This window comes from Limnospira sp. (assembly GCF_051859755.1).
Classification (GTDB): Bacteria; Cyanobacteriota; Cyanobacteriia; order Cyanobacteriales; family Microcoleaceae; genus Limnospira; species Limnospira fusiformis.
On sequence record NZ_JBIMLI010000028.1, the window covers coordinates 15545 to 33510 of the forward strand.

Annotated in this window: 16 protein-coding genes; 4 read left to right on the forward strand and 12 right to left on the reverse strand. The window is 45.4% G+C overall.

From position 1 onward, the window contains the following. Positions 1 to 547 precede the first annotated feature (547 nt). Positions 548 to 787, reverse strand: a complete 240-nt coding sequence (locus ACTIE0_RS07305; RefSeq protein WP_006618292.1) for a hypothetical protein — start codon at positions 785 to 787, stop codon at positions 548 to 550. A 329-nt stretch (positions 788 to 1116) separates the two neighbouring features. Continuing rightward, the gene (gene patX, locus ACTIE0_RS07310) at positions 1117 to 1314 is read right to left on the reverse strand and encodes a heterocyst-inhibiting protein PatX (RefSeq protein WP_006618291.1); all 198 of its coding nucleotides are present in this window, start codon (positions 1312 to 1314) and stop codon (positions 1117 to 1119) included. 224 nt (positions 1315 to 1538) lie between these two features. Between patX and ACTIE0_RS07315 the strand changes: the two genes are divergently transcribed. Together ACTIE0_RS07315 and cobN are read left to right on the forward strand one after the other, a co-directional pair. Beyond that, the gene (locus ACTIE0_RS07315) at positions 1539 to 1823 is read left to right on the forward strand and encodes a DUF3288 family protein (protein ID WP_006618290.1); all 285 of its coding nucleotides are present in this window, start codon (positions 1539 to 1541) and stop codon (positions 1821 to 1823) included. Between the two features lie 5 nt (positions 1824 to 1828). Beyond that, on the forward strand, positions 1829 to 5539 hold the full coding sequence (cobN, locus tag ACTIE0_RS07320) for a cobaltochelatase subunit CobN (protein WP_006669422.1): 3711 nt from the start codon (positions 1829 to 1831) through the stop codon (positions 5537 to 5539). Positions 5540 to 5586: 47 nt separating this feature from the next. Here cobN and ACTIE0_RS07325 read toward each other — a convergent pair whose 3' ends face one another. Beyond that, a complete protein-coding gene (locus tag ACTIE0_RS07325; RefSeq protein ID WP_006622516.1) occupies positions 5587 to 7245 on the reverse strand; it encodes a mechanosensitive ion channel in 1659 nt (552 codons plus the stop codon). 310 nt (positions 7246 to 7555) lie between these two features. Between ACTIE0_RS07325 and ACTIE0_RS07330 the strand changes: the two genes are divergently transcribed. Further along, complete coding sequence (locus tag ACTIE0_RS07330) at positions 7556 to 8008, forward strand: SRPBCC family protein (RefSeq protein ID WP_006622517.1); 453 nt, start codon at positions 7556 to 7558, stop codon at positions 8006 to 8008. Positions 8009 to 8127: 119 nt separating this feature from the next. Here the strand turns inward: ACTIE0_RS07330 and ACTIE0_RS07335 are convergent, their stop codons facing one another. The 4 genes from ACTIE0_RS07335 to ACTIE0_RS07350 all read right to left on the reverse strand — a co-directional run bounded on the left by ACTIE0_RS07335 (position 8128) and on the right by ACTIE0_RS07350 (position 12095). Continuing rightward, positions 8128 to 8772, reverse strand: a complete 645-nt coding sequence (locus ACTIE0_RS07335; protein WP_006669421.1) for an alpha/beta hydrolase — start codon at positions 8770 to 8772, stop codon at positions 8128 to 8130. Between the two features lie 232 nt (positions 8773 to 9004). Next, positions 9005 to 9829 (reverse strand): SirB1 family protein, encoded by an 825-nt coding sequence (locus tag ACTIE0_RS07340; RefSeq protein ID WP_006622519.1) that lies wholly within the window; start codon positions 9827 to 9829, stop codon positions 9005 to 9007. A 56-nt stretch (positions 9830 to 9885) separates the two neighbouring features. Continuing rightward, complete coding sequence (gene mutL, locus ACTIE0_RS07345; RefSeq protein ID WP_006669420.1) at positions 9886 to 11622, reverse strand: DNA mismatch repair endonuclease MutL; 1737 nt, start codon at positions 11620 to 11622, stop codon at positions 9886 to 9888. Continuing rightward, a complete protein-coding gene (locus tag ACTIE0_RS07350) occupies positions 11619 to 12095 on the reverse strand; it encodes a hypothetical protein (protein WP_006622521.1) in 477 nt (158 codons plus the stop codon). Before ACTIE0_RS07350 ends, mutL begins: the two co-directional genes overlap by 4 nt. A gap of 21 nt (positions 12096 to 12116) precedes the next feature. On the opposite strand from ACTIE0_RS07350, the gene petN reads away from it, so the two are divergent. After that, entirely contained in the window at positions 12117 to 12206 is a 90-nt protein-coding gene (petN, locus tag ACTIE0_RS07355; RefSeq protein ID WP_006615846.1) for a cytochrome b6-f complex subunit PetN, read from the forward strand. Positions 12207 to 12630: 424 nt separating this feature from the next. Here the strand turns inward: petN and ACTIE0_RS07360 are convergent, their stop codons facing one another. From ACTIE0_RS07360 to bioB, 5 genes are all read right to left on the reverse strand, one after another. Beyond that, complete coding sequence (locus tag ACTIE0_RS07360) at positions 12631 to 13656, reverse strand: ABC transporter substrate-binding protein (RefSeq protein ID WP_006622523.1); 1026 nt, start codon at positions 13654 to 13656, stop codon at positions 12631 to 12633. Positions 13657 to 13762: 106 nt separating this feature from the next. Beyond that, the gene (locus ACTIE0_RS07365; RefSeq protein WP_006669419.1) at positions 13763 to 15022 is read right to left on the reverse strand and encodes an FAD-dependent hydroxylase; all 1260 of its coding nucleotides are present in this window, start codon (positions 15020 to 15022) and stop codon (positions 13763 to 13765) included. Between the two features lie 258 nt (positions 15023 to 15280). Beyond that, complete coding sequence (gene lspA, locus ACTIE0_RS07370; RefSeq protein WP_006622525.1) at positions 15281 to 15757, reverse strand: signal peptidase II; 477 nt, start codon at positions 15755 to 15757, stop codon at positions 15281 to 15283. Between the two features lie 16 nt (positions 15758 to 15773). Continuing rightward, positions 15774 to 16358 (reverse strand): biotin transporter BioY, encoded by a 585-nt coding sequence (locus ACTIE0_RS07375; RefSeq protein WP_006622526.1) that lies wholly within the window; start codon positions 16356 to 16358, stop codon positions 15774 to 15776. Between the two features lie 11 nt (positions 16359 to 16369). Further along, positions 16370 to 17512: a biotin synthase BioB gene (gene bioB, locus ACTIE0_RS07380; protein WP_006622527.1), complete on the reverse strand. Its 1143-nt coding sequence runs from the start codon at positions 17510 to 17512 to the stop codon at positions 16370 to 16372. Between the last annotated feature and the right edge of the window lie 454 nt (positions 17513 to 17966).

Genomic DNA, 17966 nt, shown 5'->3' on the forward strand with positions numbered 1-17966 from the left:
TGCCACCTTTCGGGTATATTTGAAATAGGGAATTTATCAAAATATCTCGGTGGTGTTAGGGGCAAAAGATTCTCAGTAAAATTACTGAATTACTCATGTAACTTGGTCTATTAGTTCAAGCCAAAAGCCAGTGATTTTACTTACATACTAACTCGCATTCATCTGGGGGAGGTCTATTATGACCGGTCTGGAACTGATTATTTTTATTTTTGGCCCGTTTATTTCATTTAGTTTGGCTTGTTTACTTGTATCTAACCAACGAGAGTTTGGCACCGAACCGGATACCAACAAATACTAACACTAACATATCATCAAAAATTTTCTTGGTGCAGCCACCTAGCGGACAACCGCCCCAAAGCGGACGGGTTGGGTTAGGGAATTGGGGCAGGTAATTATCTACCAAAAAGGCGATCGGGGGGCATATATATCTATAAGTCTCCGATCGGTGATCAAAAGTTCCCGGAAACCACCACTAAAATTGGTACTCCCATGAGTGGTAGCTTCCTGGTGTCTAGTGCTGACCACTAGCTAGGTAGGTAGAGACCGACTAGCGCCGACCATCTCCTGGCTGAGGATAGGAGGGAGACTCCTCTGGGGACTTATTATCGACTGCCATAATCTGGCTATCAACAATGGTCGCCATCTCTTGGGTCAATTGTGTATGAAAATCTAGGGAAGCCACGGAGATGGTTTTTGTCTGCGCGGGGGAAGGGGCGACTAAGGCAGCAGCGCCTACAGAAGCGATCGCAGCACTAATAGCCAAGGAAGCCAAAGCATTATATAGCATTTTTAAAGACCCTATCGATATGTGGTAACAGAACTTGCTTAAAATACTTGGGCTAGATTTCCATATCCGGAAAAAAATATAATTTTTCCCAAAAATCTCTAGTCTAGTTGGATGACAATCAGAATTTTATGAAGACATGGGGGGGGAGACAGTAAACGGAGTAATTCAGATATATTCGGCGTAATATTAGCCAGAAGTGACGATAATCACTCATCCGGGATCCGCCAGCAGTATCACCCATAAAAATAATCCCTCAATTGACAAGGGTTAATTGAGGAGACTATCTGATATATTGCGGGTAATAAAGTATATTTACATGGTTGGATGTCTTAGCCTTTCCTGCCGCTACCTCGGTGGGGGGTAGGACTGGATTCAGTCTCTGGTATTTGGTTGTCATTGACTTGAACTAGCTCATAAATTGATTCATGGGAAGACTCAGACGGGGTAGCTGTAGTCTCCAATTTGGGTTGATTAGCTAGATTAATGAGTGCCAAGCCAGATAGCATAATTAAACTGGAAAGACGCATGAGGGAATGTCCTTATCAAAGTTTCCACTATCTAATACCAGCGGGATATCAGCTATCCGGTAAAAATCGCAAAATGGGATAACTAGGAAATCATTAATCACTGGAAAATAGGGGATTTTACGGATTCATTAATTGCCCCCACCTGCCCCCCATTGGCTAGACCTATCTGGTAATAATGCTTAACTGGGGCTATAATTAACCTGAGTTCTAGGAATGCTGCCAAGATGGACGATCGCCAACAGAAACACCCCCAGTACAAAAGCGATCGCCGAATGGTTGATCAGCTTTTGGCCAATCAGTCACCGGGAGACTTAGAACTGGCGGAACTTGCGCGTCTGAAAATCCGTTACCAGGGGTTCCCCGGCGCTTGGGATATCCAAAAAGACCTAGATCGACTTTTGCAAATGTGGAATTACACGGAAGACAGCCTCTTTGAGAAAACTCGCGCCATTCATGCTGAGGGTCATGTTTACCGCGCTAAAAACCGAGATAGTGATGATTGGGTATAAATAAGATGCACAGAATTGCAGCGATACCAGGAGGCTGGAACCCCGATACAGAGGGGGTTATCTTTATTGAACAAACTGCCGCGCCAATTATTGTTTTAACTGCAGCGGATACAGAAATTCAAACCTTAGCAGCAGCCATAGCTGAGTTACCCTCAGACTTTCCCAATTTACGAGTAACTAATTTGCTGAACCTGCAACAGCAGCTTACTATAGACACCTATGCTGAGGAGGTCTTATCTCAGGCGAAGGTTGTAGTTTTGCGACTGTTGGGGGGACGTTCCTATTGGTCCTATGGTTTGGAAGTTTTGGCGGAAATCGCGGAAACTAAAGGGGTAGAATTGATTATTTTACCGGGAGATGATGGCGGCGACCCGGATTTAATTACTCAGTCTACGGTTCCCCTAACTGTAGCTAACCGAGTTTGGCAATATTTTAGTGAGGGAGGGGTAGAAAATACGATCGCAGCTTTGCAATATATAAGCGATCGCTATTTAGCCACTAATTACAACCCGCCGCCACCTGTAGCCATTCCCAGGGTCGGTCGTTATCCGTGGCGCGCGCTGTCCCCCGTCTCTAACTATCGGGAAGTGGGAATATTATTCTATCGCGCCCATTATCTATCAGGAAATACTGCCCCCATTGATAGCCTTTGTCAAGCCTTGGCGGCTCGTCAACTTAACCCGGTTCCCCTGTTTGTTTCATCCTTGCGAGATCCAGAAATCCAACAGGAGGCGATCGCCTATTTAACCAAAGCCAGACTCTTAATAAATACCACAAGTTTCTCGATTTCATCCCTGGATAATTCCGACCTACCCAGCGCCCCTCTGTTTTCTTTAGATATCCCCACATTACAAGCCATTCTGAGTGGTATTAGCGAACAGAGATGGCAATCAAGTCCCCTCGGATTACCTCCCCGTGATGTGGCGATGAATATCGCTTTACCAGAAGTAGACGGCCGCATTATTACCCGCCCAATTTCCTTTAAAACTGTCAAAAATAGCGATACCAGACTAGAAACAGATATTGTTCATTATCAACCCAAAAGCGATCGCATAGAATTTGTAGCCGACCTCGCCGCCAACTGGGTCAAACTCTCAGAAACCCCCACCCACCAAAGGCGCATCGCCCTAATTTTAGCCAACTATCCCACCCGTAACGGTCGCCTCGCCAATGGTGTCGGACTAGATACCCCCGCCAGTTGTGTAGAAATTCTCCAGGCTTTAAAATTAGCCGGATATACCGTCAGCGATTTTCCCCTTACCGGAGATGATCTGATTCAGGAACTGACCAGGGGAGTGACTAACGACCCAGAAGGGCGAGATTTTCGGGAAGTTAAGCAGTTTTTAAAATGGCAAGACTACCTGACTTATTTTAACACTTTACCCGCCGTTGTGCAAGGGGGAATTAAAGAACGTTGGGGGGTGCATTTTTTTGAGAATCCGCCGGAGATATTACCGATTGCTGGGGTACAATTTGGCAATGTTTTTGTGGGGATTCAACCATCACGAGGTTATGATATTGATCCGAGTCTGAATTATCACGCGCCGGACTTGGAACCGACCCCAGAATATTTGGCTTTTTATGAGTGGCTAAGAAACCACTTTGAGGCTCATGCGGTGGTTCATGTAGGGAAACATGGTAACTTAGAATGGCTACCGGGTAAAGGGGTAGGACTGTCGGAGGAATGTTACCCAGAAATCGCCCTGGGACCTTTACCGAATTTCTATCCGTTTATTGTTAATGACCCTGGGGAAGGTTCCCAAGCGAAACGCCGATCGCAGGCGGTAATTTTAGACCATTTAACGCCGCCAATGACTAGGGCTCAATTATATGGACCTTTGCAACAATTAGAAGGGTTAATTGACGAGTATTATGAGGCTCAAGTATTAGATCCATCTCGGTTAAAAACTATCAGCGATCGCATTGTGGAGTTAATCCGCAAGGAAAAGTTAGACCGGGATTTGGGCATCTCTGACGGGGAAATGGTGTCGGAATTATTTGGCACAATTGACGGTTATTTATGTGAACTAAAAGAAAGTCAAATCCGCGACGGTTTACATATTTTGGGGCGCTGTCCAGAAGGGAGACAATTGCGGGATTTAATCATAGCCATAGCCCGTCATCCCAGCCAAAATCGATGGGGTTTAACCAGGGCGATCGCTCAAGATTGGGGTTGGGAATTAGACCCATTAACAGCTAATCCGGGGGATTTATGGGAGGTGGAAGGCGACCAGAAAAACAGTGAAATCTGTAGGACAGTCGGGGATGCGATCGCCTTAATCGAAGACCAAGCCGCGATTTTAATCGACCAATTAATCAGCCAAAATAGTCAGGAATTCCCAGGGGAATTGACCCGCCAAGAATTAGTTTGGATCGAAAATATCCTCCTCCCCAATCTGAAAAAATGCGATCGTGAAATTCAGAACCTATTAAGGGGACTTGACGGCTGCTATATTCCCAGTGGATCATCCGGTGCGCCGACTCGTGGACGACCTGATGTTCTCCCCACCGGACGGAATTTCTACGCGGTCGATATTCGCGCCATTCCCACAGAAACCGCTTGGCGGGTCGGTCAGTTAGCAGCCGAAGCCTTGGTAGAAAAATACACCCAGGATCATGGAGAATATCCCCAAACTCTAGGGCTATCTGTGTGGGGAACTTCCACCATGCGGACGGGGGGAGATGATATCGCCCAGGCTTTAGCCTTGTTAGGGGTACAACCAGTCTGGGAGGGTGCGTCCCGGCGAGTGGTGGATTTTGAAATTTTGCCGATTTCCATATTGGGACGACCCAGGGTTGATGTCACCTTACGCATTTCTGGGTTATTTAGAGATGCTTTCCCCAATTTAATCGACTTATTCGATCGCGCTGTGGAGATGGTTTCTCAGTTATCAGAAACCCCCTCAGAAAACCCGATCGCCGCCACGGTCTATCAGGAAACTACCGCTGGGGTGGAGGAAGGTTTGACGGAAGATGAAGCTAAAATGCGATCGCGTTTGCGGGTATTTGGGTCAAAACCGGGGGCCTATGGTGCTGGGTTACAAGGATTAATTGAAGCCCAAAATTGGACCGATGACAGCGACCTGGCGCGCGCTTATTTGAATTGGAGTAGTTATGCTTATACTGGCGGTCAGGGAATTTCTGCCCCCCAAGCCTTTGCTAACCGTCTCCAACAAATGCAGGTGGTTTTACACAATCAGGATAATCGAGAACATGATATTTTGGACTCCGATGATTATTATCAATTTCAGGGAGGGATGACGGCCGCGGTGCGGGTTCTCCGAGGCGAAAATCCCGATACTTATTTTGGTGATAATTCTCTCCCAGAAAATCCCAAAGTCCGACAGTTGCGGGAGGAAATCGCTAGGGTATATCGGTCGCGGGTGGTGAATCCTAAATGGATTGCTGGGGCGATGCGACACGGTTATCGGGGGGCTTTTGAAATGGCGGCTACAGTAGATTTTTTATTCGCTTATGATGCTACCGCCCAATGTGTTGATGATTTTATGTATGGGGGGATAGCTGAGGCTTATATATTAGATGCACAAGTCCAAAATTTTGTCCGCGAAAAGAATCCTTGGGCGTTGCGGGATATGGGGGAAAGGTTACTAGAAGCACACCAGCGAGGGTTATGGTCTTCCGTAGACAGAGATTTATTAGATAGACTACGCAACGTGGTTTTAGAGGCGGAAGCTGCGATCGAAATGGCAGAATAAACAGTAGAGGCAGGGTGATAACCTGCCCCTAAGAGGCGATCGCGCCTTTACTGTTTTAAGCGAGAGATGATCTCACGAATTTGCTCCGATGCTACATCGCGACCTCCCAAACCAAAGGCGATCGCAATAGCAACAGCGATCGCACCCAGTAGCAAGCCAAAAGCCAAATTCACAATATCACTAGCAATTCCCATTTGCTGAAGTGCCATAGCACCCACAAAGATAATAACAGCAATGCGGGCAGCCTGAGCCAGCAATTTAGCCGAAGAAGTGCCGGAACTCGATATCAAATTATGAGCCAAGTTAGCCAAGTATAAACCAATGCCAAAAATGATCACACCCAATAGCACTCGGCCAGCAATGATTAACAACTGCTCAACAATCAAAGTTAAAGCAGTTAAGCCCAAAATGTCCGTAGCCGTCACTACCGCAAAGAACATCACACCTACCAAAGCAATCACACCCACGATTTCCGAAGGTGTTTGCTTCGTGGCACTGGTCACAGGCTTATCATCTATCACCTCATCCTCTTCTGTGGTCTGAGTTGGGGTAGAAACCGGACTAGCCTTAGATTCAATTCCCAACCAAACAAAGATATTGTTAAAACCCAGATTGGTTAGCAGGTTAGTCACCAAATCTCGGACAATCACCCCAAACATATAAGCCAACACCAATATCACACCCGCAATGAAAACTTGGGGAATGACATTAAAGATCTGATTCAGCATCGAAATCGCTGGGTCAGAAATCGCATTAATCTGGAGCGCTTGCAGGGCTGAGATGGCAATAGGAATCATCAGCACAACATAAACAATTGTGCCTAGCACAGAAGATAGGGATGTAGTCCCCATCGCCCTTTCTAATCCCAACTGATTGCTGAGACGATCAAAACCAACAGCAGCCAATAAATTGGTAACAATGCGACTGACGATTTGAGCCAAAAGCCAACCACCTGCCGCAATAACTAAGGCTTTCAGGATATTGGGTAGACTCGACAGGATTTGATTGACCATCGTCTGCACCGGAGATAGCAACCCAGCTAACTCCAAAGTGCTAAGAATCATGGGCAGAAACAGCAGGAAAATAAACCAATAAATGGCATTTCCCAAGGTGTGACTCAGAGAAAAATGGCTCTCGTTTGCCCCATGGGGAACCTGCTGGTTGAGTCGCTCATCCAGCCTGAACATATCCAGGAACTTAATCATCAAGGTTCGGCAAATGGTAGCCAATACCCAGGCCACCCCTAACAATCCGGCTGCCCCTAATATCCTAGGTATGTAGCGGGTGATTTCATTCAACAGGGTAGTCAGGGGAGCGGAAACAGAAGTTAACTGGAGTCGGTCAAAGAAACCAATAATCGCAAAAATAAAGATAACCCAGAAAACTAGGGTCCCTGCCCATTTTTCTACGGGAAAGTCCTCACCGCCTTCCGTAGACCCAGAAATCCAACTGACCAGTTTATTATCTATATCGGTCTTTTTGAGTAGCTTTTTGACCAATGAAGCCGCGAAAAGAGCAAGTAGGTAGCCAACTAACAGAATCAAAAGGGCTGTCCCAAAATCTACCAGGGATATATCCCCCAGGCGAAAATTCATCAAGTCATCAACGGGATTCGGTGATGAACCCTCTTGAGCTAAACTTAAATGGGATAGGTTCCCTATTCCTATCCCCAAGGGATTGGGAATTATACACGAAGTTTCAATCATAATCTTTGTAGATGGGTTCTAAAGTTTTACAATCTAACAGAATAATTATCCCCCTAACATCTCCCCAGGGAAGGAAACTAGCAAAATTTGATCAACTCTGTTATTTTCCTCGGTGATGATGTTGAACTCAAATCCAGGTGAGATTCACCAGTAAATCTATGCTCATCAGTTTTCGTCACTGGTTCCGATTGTTATAAAATGCCTACAGATGAGTTAAACCTCTGTGTGTACAAACTTGTTTGATCTCACCGTTGGGGTGGACATTAGTTCGTTCAACGGATAACGTTCTGAATATAGCTTGAGGCTTAGGATGTCATCTCGTCAAGTATTTGAACAGTCTATTCACATTAAAGCGATCGCCACTACGGTTGAACGCTGTATTACCGATCGCCATTTGATGCGTCGTTGGTTAAATCCCGCCCTCCGTTGTGACCCAGTGGGCGATTGGGATACTGATGTAGGGGGACGTTCCCGCTTTGTTATTCAAATTCCTATTATTCAACCTACCTTAGAGAGTATTGTCCTGGAAAGAGAACCGGGGCTAATTGTCTGGGGATTTGATGGATTTTTCCAAGGATGCGATCGCTGGGAATGTCAACCCCAATCCCAGGGAACTTACTTATTAAATCGCTTTGAATTTGAGATTAATAACCCCTTAATTGCCTTTGGTTTTAATCGGTTCGCCGCCCCTTGGACTAAGGCGGACATGGAAGCTCAATTGCGACGGTTGAAGCGAGTAGCAGAAGAACAGCAAAACCTATAGCGATCGCTTCCCAGATAAAAAGGGAACCTCCCCCATACACGAGAAAGATCCCCCATTGTCTGACAATCTAATTACTCCGAGAGTATCCCCAGTCTCAAGCCTTGGGGATTCCTTCCTACCTAATTACAAATCAGTTGTCGAATTTCTGGTTGAGCTCTCAAAAACTCGATCGCTTGTTCTCCTAGTTCACTAACGTCATCATACAAACTCATCAGATTATTGACATCTACCGTGATCGTATCAACCGATTGGAACCCTAAAACCACATCCAACATGGTTAACCGACCATCTCGAGTTGAATCTCGCAAAGCCGACAGTACATCATCAACAATGTTATCAATAGAACTACCAGGATTAATAAACAGACTAAAGGCCCCCACAGCTAATCGACCATAACTCGAACCTAACAGGCTATTAACTGTATCTGTGGGAACATTTACCCCAAAATTCAGAGCATTGCGGAAAGTGGTAATTTGAGAATCACTCAGTTCCGCCAAAGTAAATAAAGAGTTCAGTTGGTTAGACTTTTCCCCAGTTTCAGCAAATGTCTCCAAATCTTGAAACTCTAAGGAAATACTAGCGGGGCCGTAAATTAATTGGATCGCTTCGACTGCAGGAGCCGGGCGACTCATGAAAATTGTCAGACTAGCAGTGATTCCTACAATCATCACTAAACTCAGGGATATATATTTAGAGATCCCTTTGGTGAAGACACTGTAAGGGCTACGAAGTCCCTGACGAAAAGATTTTAGCGAAAAGTTCATGCAATATCTCCAGTAGCTTGGAAACCGCCTAGTGATTGTCACTACTAAAAAGCGACTTAGCCGATTTGGCGGTCAGGAGGATCGGCTTCCCCCCAGAAGAGGTCAATTTATCAATCAGCCTACCCTTTGACCGTGGGACACACGGCTGTAAGTTCAGGTTGATAACCCTATCTGTTTTATAGGTTTACTAGACAGGTTGAATGGTTCCCCAAATCCTTACTAATTAAACGATTCAGATATCCAAGTCCATTCTATCTAGTAACTGCTGAATTATACCAGCATCCTGAGCAGTTGGAAGGTGGTTAAGATAATCTTCTAAGTCACAGCGAGCCTCTGACCAGCGATACAGTTGATAGTAAATAAGACCGCGATCGCGCTTTTCTTTAATATCATCAGGAGACAAGATCACAATCCTCTCCACTACCTTCAGCGCCTCCTCAAATTCCCCAACATTCATATAAATTGCCTTCAGATTTTGCAGCATCCGCCTTAAAAATTGCCGTGGTGCGATCGGATTGAGAAATTCCGGCCGTAATTTCATCGGCTGTCCATAAATTTCCGACAATCTCAGCTCACAGTCCTCGGGGAATAGCACTTCTCCCCGTCCAAACGCATCAACATAAATCCCCGCATCTTCAAATTCTGGCTTAATCAGAAAATGTCCCGGCATCCCAATTCCCACCATCGGAAAATCCATGCGTTTCGCTATCTCTAAATACACCAAGGACATCGTAATCGGAATACCAGTCCGACGGTCTATCACCTGATTGAAAAAGCTATTTTTCGGGTCATAGTATTCAGTCCGATTACCCCGAAATCCTAATTCATCATAAAGGTAATGATTAATCGCCTTAATTATCCGCAGGGGATAAGCCGGCTTTTCCAGTCTCTCTAACACATCCGCCGCCATCCTATCTAAGTGTTGCAGATATTCTAAATGGTTAAAATATGGCTGATGTTCTCGGGCAATATATAGGGCAGCCTTAGCCAAATCTATTTGATTTTCTGGCTGGCTAATCTCCTCATAAAACTGTTGTCTTGGTTCCGCAAAAGTCATGTTTATATTAAGTAGCTTTTCGTCGATAATTACTCAGGGTCATTATCCCCATATCATCATAGGCCATGACTTTTGCCAATCACCCAACTGCGACGGAAAAATCGGGCTAGGGAAGATTCCTCTAAACTTAGGAAAATCGGACGACCGTGGGGACAAGTCCGGGGGGAACGGGTAGTCACCCATTGATCTAATAGGGTTTGCATTTCGGTTAAACTTAGGGGCGTGCCGTTGCGAATAGCACTGCGGCAAGCGGTGGCTACTTGGGCAGCCTGTAAATCGCCGCCATGGCTTAGTTCAATCAGCGCTTCTTGACAGTCTGGGCGATCGCACAGAATTTCTGGGGCGCTTCGGATGGCCCAGAGTCCCTCCCCAAAGGGGTCAACTTCCAAATTGAGGCGGGTTAGTTGTTCTAGTTGCGCCTCGGACAAATTCGCTAAGATGATCGGAGTTGACAGGGGGATTACTTGCCAACGCCTGCATAATTGTTCATAAATTACCCTTTCGTGGGCAATGTGTTGTTCTACTAACCACAAACCCTCTGGGTGTTCGGCCACAATATAGGTATTGTGAATTTGACCGATCGCTTTTAGTTTGGGAACATCAATTCTCTGGGGGTTTTCCGCTGATTCTAGGGGGGTGGGGCGGGTTCGGTATGAGGCAGTATCTTCCGAGACGCGCAACAGCTTCTCGATGGGATTAACCCCCGCTGAGAGACTTTCTGGGTTCAGCTTGAGAGTCTGATCAATGGCTAGGTGAATTTGATCTTGCCAGTGTTTGAGATAATGTAAATAAATCTCGGCTTTGCTAGGATGGCGATTCCAATCAATTAAGGCGGGGTCGATATGCAGATGCACAAAACAAATCGGATAGCGATCGCGCCCACAGGTACGAGCAAAAGCCGATAATATCGTAGGCTCCAATTCGGGCGATCGCACCATACGACCATTAACTCCTATCTTAACCCAATCCTTGCGGCCACGTGAAGCGCGATCGGGCAAGCCAATCACCACCTCTAACCATGATTTCGATAGGTTTTCATGGCACTCTTCTACCGATTCGGGGGGGTCTACATCCATTTTTAAATATTGCAGATCCCCCGCCCTGATACCCCTAATAAATTCTGGTAGCATCTGTTGGGTGGTCATCGCTGGCCCAAACCTGAGCCAGGGGCGATCGTTTTGGTGAATTTGCCATGTCACCTGGGGATGACACAGCGCTATCTGTTGTAACAACAGCTGCGCCCCCCGCAATTGTTGGGTCGCTGTCGGTCCGGCTGTGCGGCGCGAAGACCAGTTAGCAAACAGATTACTCACTCTTACTACAGTACCAGGTGCGATCGCCACCGCTTCCACCATTTCCGTCTCTCCCTGATGGTTATACACTACCCGCCATCCTGAACTTGGGGACGAGGAAAAACCAGGGCGACTGAGAATCTCTAAATCAGACAGTTGCGCGATACTGTGCAGCGCTTCTCCCCGAAACCCTAAACTGCTAATCTTTAATAAATCCCTCGCTGTCGCAATTTTACTGGTACTATGAGCCAGGGCAGCTAGTTTCAGGTTGGCTAAATTCATACCCTCCCCATTATCTGCCACCTCAATTCGCCATTGTTGCGGCCATAGAGAAACTGATATCCGCGTCGCCTTCGCATCAATGGCATTTTCTACCAATTCCCGCACCACCGCCGCCACTGAGTCTATCACTTCTCCTGCGGCTATCAGGTCAACGACTTCTTCTGACAGGATTTTAATGGAGTTCACAGTATATCTATAACCTGGTAAACCTTTGATCACTCCCCCTCTGAGGAAAAGTATTTAATCCAACCCCGCCGCATCCCTATCTCTACCATAATTCCCCCTACTGCAAACATCACTAAATTTTCTACCACCCAGAGGGCCATTTGTGCGAGAGGTTGGGGCGCTATATCCCATATAGCCAACCCCCGGACTAGACCGAAAGCAAACACCACCCCTAGTTTCAGTTGCGGGTTATTATCGCGGCGGACGGTGTAGCGATAAGTCACACCGAAGAGAAAGCCACTAATTATGGCGATCGCTCCCTTGACGATTAAATGCACATCCAAGGGTAGCCCCTCTCCTAGGATACCACTAACGGTCAACTCCATCATTAGGGCGATCGTCCCTACAGAAACACCCGCCCAAATACCCGCCACTAGGGACTGTATGCGTTCAGCCGGACTAAAGTTAGAAGATGGATGCGACTGGCTCAATTTCAGGATATGATAGCCTCTGAAGTCAATTTTCATCTGGTTTTGTAAAATACTACTATGGATATTTTGTCATTAGGTTGGGTTGGATTGTTAGTCGTCTTTACTTTCTCCATTTCAATGGTTGTCTGGGGTCGTAACGGCTTTTAGGCTATCCAGCATCACCAAAAACGAGGGTAAATTATCCTTTTCGCCCTCACTCACCAGTAGGGGCAAAAAATGTTTCGCCCCTACAACTTATTGATCCATTAATTCCCTGGTCACATAGGGCGGGTTTATTAATAGCCCAACCCGGAGGGCGGGTTTATTAATATTGTCTGGGAGAGTTGAGTTGACAGCCCAACCCGGAGGGCGGGTTTATTAATATTGTCTGGGAGAGTTGAGTTGACAGCATAACCCGGAGGGCGGGTTTATTAATATGGTTTTGGAGAGTTGAGTTGACAGCAGAACCCGGAGGGCGGGTTTATTAATATGGTTTTGGAGAGTTGAGTTGACAGCAGAACCCGCCCCTACAATAATTAATTATTAATTATTAATTATTAATTATTAATTATTAATTATTAATTATTAATTATTAATTGATAAATCTATCATCTACTGAATTAGAGAATAATGGCACATCATTTATGATACCATACTTCTCGAATTTGGCAGCCATACTTTGCCAGCGATCGCTATTTATTTTCCCTAAATTCTTATCTGTAAGTCCCCCAGTGACATAATTAGCTACCTGTTTCAGAGAAGCTATTTGATAATCTAAATCGTCATACTCTCCACCGGGTTCTGCATAATTATTAACAATAATTTTCGCCGCCTTTTCCACATCATCCAAAGCCAACCGCCAACCCGCAAATGTCACCTCTAAAAATTTCTGCACTATTTCCGGGTGGTATTGTAATAGTTCATTATGGGCAAAAATTACCTGAACATAGGCATCATAACCATAATCACTAAATTTAATAATGTTAGGTGTAATCCCGGTTTTGGCAGCAAATCCAATCGGTTCGTCTACAATATAACATTGTACAGCATCTACTTCACCCCTCAGTAGCAGATCATGTTTTTCCTCTCCTGAAACTAGGATAATTTCAATGGCATGGGAGGGGATGTTATCATAACCCATAGCCATTTGCATAATCGAGTAACTTTCCCCCTCCATTCCTACCCGTTTCCCGATTAAATCTTGTAAGTCATAAATCTGACTATTTGGCATCGACATTAACCCCAAAGGGGAATTTTGGAACATCGTAGCTATAGCTTTTATCGGTTGACCCGCAATTTGGGCATTCATAATAATATCCTGTTCACCACAACCAATAATCGCCGGATTTTTGGCTACTTGATTAGTTACAATCATCGCCGTTTCTCCCGGTCTAATTTCTACCGCCAAACCACTGCTTTTATAGAGATTATAATAATCAGCCAGCAACACCCCAGCAAATTGGGCATTATATTTCCAGTCTAACTGCATAATAATTTGATCAGGGTGTGTAGCTAACTCATTAGCAGCTACAGCCGCCGGACCTCTCAACTTATCTAGCAGTAAAGACCCCCCCAGAAAAGCAGAAGTTTTTAAAAATTGGCGACGATTGATAATCATGGTCTAAATTACTGATATATAGCGATCGCTTTTAAGATACTCCCACCCTTGGTCAAAAATCAACCCCTCAGCATCACCCCCACCCCCATAATTGATAACTCCCTATTTACTTACATTCAGTAATTTGGGGCGCGCGTCCAAATAATCCCGTCATTATTCGTAATGACAAATAACGCAAAGGTCGGATTTTTTTTAATCCCCAAAGTCCCCAACGACGCAAGATAACTTTAGGTCGCCAATTCCCCGAAAACATCCGATCCAGAAAATCCGTAAACCCCAAAATTAACAGGTTTTCTCCCCGCCGCCATTTCTGATATCGGTTGAGAGTTTTCATGTCGCCAATATCTTCACCCGCTTGATAAGCCTTTTTCACAATTTCGGCGATCGCACCAGCATCACGAATCCCCATATTTAACCCTTGACCTCCCACCGGGTGACAACAATGCGCCGCATCTCCTACTAACGCTAATCTATGATTAACATAGCGATCGCTTTGCATCAATTGCACGGGAAACACTATGCGATCGCTCAATAATTCTAAGCGCCCCAAAACTCCACCCGTCCGATATTCTAGCAATTCCAAAAACTCCCCTTTATCCATTTTTTGCCACTCATGGGCTTGGCTATGGGGCGCAGTTAACACCACTTGACAGCGATTTCCCGGTAGCGGCAAAACTCCCATCGGTCCGCTTGACCAGAATTTTTCAAATGCTACATTATTATGATGTTTTTCTGTTTGAATCGTAAACGCTATACAGGACTGCCAATATTTCCAACCTTTCGTCTTAATTCCAGAGGCTTCACGCAAGGGAGATTTAGCACCATCAGCAGCTAGGACTAACCTCGCTTTAATGGTCTTAATTCCCTCCCCATTTTCTACCTCGATTTCGGCGCGATCGCTATAATAATTAACTTGTTTCACTGTCGCTGGACACCACCAATGCACCTCGGCGCAATCTTCCAGAAACCTTTGCATTGCTGTTAGGATAATCGAATGTTCTCCCACATATCCTAATGCTTCCGTCCCTAAGTCCCTCGGTTCAAAATTGATCACATTTGGATGATCGCTATCACTCAGACTAATTTGATAAAATGTCGTTATTTTGGGGAGAATGTCTCCCCACACCCCGATATCATCTAAAATGCGCCCAGTTTGTAACGTTAAAGCATAGGCTTGGCGACGACTGGCGGCGATCGCTTTTGGCTGAGGTTCAATTAGTGCTATTCTTAACCCAGAATTTCTTAGGCTACACGCTACTGTCGCCCCCACAATACCACCCCCCACAATTGCTATATCATAGTCTCCCTCACCCTTCACCGATTCTGTTATTATCGATTCTGCTGCTAACAATTCATTTACTACCATTGGCCCGCTATTACACTCAATGCTCCACTTTCATCTATCATACATAGTATATTGTTAAGTTTTGTAACAAAAAATTAAGAAATGTTAAAAATTTTCGCTTTTTGGGGAGGGGGGTTGCTTTTGCGGCTGCCTTGCGCTATACTTTTATCATAATGGGATAGTTGCAATTTTTTTATTTTTCCCTATTTCTTATTATTTAGGATATGTCAATATCATAACAGAAAGCGGCGGTCGATGTCAACCCCTTGACCAGAAAAATTATGGGTGAGAATGGGGCTGAAAAGCAGCGATCAGCAAACAGATAATCCCGACATTAATAGAAATATCAGCGACATTAAACACAGGAAATTGAATCAGGCGGAAATCGAAGAAATCGACCACATGACCAGAAACAAAGCGATCGATACCGTTACCCAAAGCGCCGCCAAGAATCAAACCATATCCCCACTGTTCCCAGGAAATGAGCCGAGGGCCAAACCAAGCCCAAAGCATTAATCCCAGACTAACCAGCAGAGACAACCAACGCAGCCAATAAACACCGCCATTGCTGAACAAACTAAAAGCCGCCCCAGTATTAACGACATATGTAATATGAAAAATACCGGGTAAAATGGGGACAGTTTGGGGAGGGGTAGTCAACTCAAAAGTCTGCACGACCCAAAACTTAGTCAAATGATCTATCACCAAACTGATAGTTGCAGCTATCCAAAAAGTCGAGTTTTTTTTAAATCCCATGGAGGATAATTTTGAGTTAATAAAACATTAACCCCCGGAGGACATAGGATATAACAGTTACCGCACAAGCCACAGCCAACTGACCACCGAGGGGAGTAAGAGAATAGCTGTGAATAGCCGTCATGAGTGGAATTATGCGATCGCCTACATCATTCATCAAATGAGTAGCAACCAGATAAAGTATCCCCACCAAGTGAATAGTAATCAATCCACACAGACAGCTAAATCCCAGCAATTCCAACTTAGGATGATTACGAAAAGCCAAAAAACCACAGACCCAACCACCGGGAACAAAACCCAATAGATAGCCAAAGGTAGGCTCTGCGAGGTAGCCAAAGCCGCCGCCTTGGGAAAAAACAGGTAAAACCGTCAAACCCAAGGCTAGATAGGCAATTTGAGACATAGCCGCCGCATTTTTTCCCCCCATACACCCCACCAGTAGAACTGCTCCGATCTGATAGGTAACACCCAAGGAATGTATCTGAATGTTAGGCTGACTCCAAAGGCTAGAGGGGTCGGTGACAAACGCTTCCAAGAAGGTGCCACCGATAGTCAGAAGTACGCCAATGATCGCCCATAAAAATTCAACTGGTGGTATCAATTGTCAGGGAGTTATACTGAAGTTTTAGTCTGGTGTTTATGGTTGGGTTTTTGTCCGGGAATAGGAGCCTCTCCACCCTCAAGACCGAGAGACTCTAACATAGCCCGATCGCTTTCGGGAGGTTGACCCATAGTAGTTAGGTAATGTCCGATCAGCATGGCATTAATCCCCGCTTTCAGACCTAACCCTTGTAATTCTCCCATAACAGCTTCCCGTCCCCCTGCATATCGCAAAATTTGCTCTGGGAGGAGCAGGCGAAAAATAGCGATCGCTTTCAGTGCTTGATATGGGTCAAGACGGGAGCGCCCCCCCAAAGGGGTTCCTTCACGGGGGTTAAGTAGATTAATCGGAACCGACTCTACCTCAAGTTCCCGCAATGCTAAAGCCAGGTCAACACGGTCTTCCCAGCTTTCCCCCATACCGATAATGCCACCCGTACAGGCTTGAATACCAGCAGCCTTGATATTTTTCACAGTTTCAACGCGATCGTGCCAACTATGAGTCGTCACAATATTACCGTAAAAACTTTCGGAAGATTCCAGATTGTGATTGTACCTAGTCACACCTGCTTGCGCCAAAGCCTGAGCCTGTTCTGGGGTAATTTCTCCCAAAGCACAACAGGGTTTAATGGAAGTTTCCGCCTGAATACGGCGAACCGTCTCTAGGATCTGTTCAAACTCACTAGACTTGGGGCTATTGTACTTAATACCCCGTCCCTGAGAAACCAAACAAAACCGTTTCGCCCCAGCTTCTTCAGCAGCTTTCGCCTGAGCCAGAATTTCCTCTGGAGATTTTAGCCCATAAATAGGCGAATTTTCCCCAGGGTGGTGAACCGACTGGGAACAGAAACTGCAATTTTCCGAACAGTTCCCCGACTTGACATTAATAATGCTACATAAATCTACCATTATGCCACAACAGGCTTGACGTACTCGGTCCGCCGCCTCACACAGCAGCAGAATGTGATCATTTCCTTCGATCTTAGTCAGTGCGATCGCCTCTTCTCGACCAATGCGATCGCCCCCAATTACCCGGTCAGCCAGGGAATTGAGCCACTGCAATAGTTGCTCTGTTGTCTGACCCGTAGGTGTAAGCGACCAAGACTCAGCATTGAGTTGGGACTGACGGTTAGTTGATGGCAGTGCTTGAACCACGATTAAGCCTTAAACTGCGTAATTACCTTAATCTCCCCATCCTAGCATCATCTCACCCCAAGCTCAATGGCAACCCCACCCCGTGGCCATAGATGGCAATTGTTAATTATTCATTAATTTTCCTCCCCCTGGTAAAGTTAGGTGCTACTAAAATTTATCAATCTCCCCACAGATCAGACTAAATAAGCCGCCTTTCTTTGACATAAGATGTTCCCCCCAATTAGAATTTAATAAAAACAGCACCATACCAGCCACCTATAGTCAAGTTAGCCTTGATTAAGATTAGTTTAAGGTTAGGTTATCCTTGACAGAAAAACCAAGTTAAGCTAAATCTTTAGATTTTTTTCTAACCATAAACTCCCCTTGTGGAGTCATCAATCTTGTGGTAATTTCTTGTGTAGGTATCGGGCTTAAAGTCTGTTTTTGTACCTGAGTATCAAATTAAACCAGAACC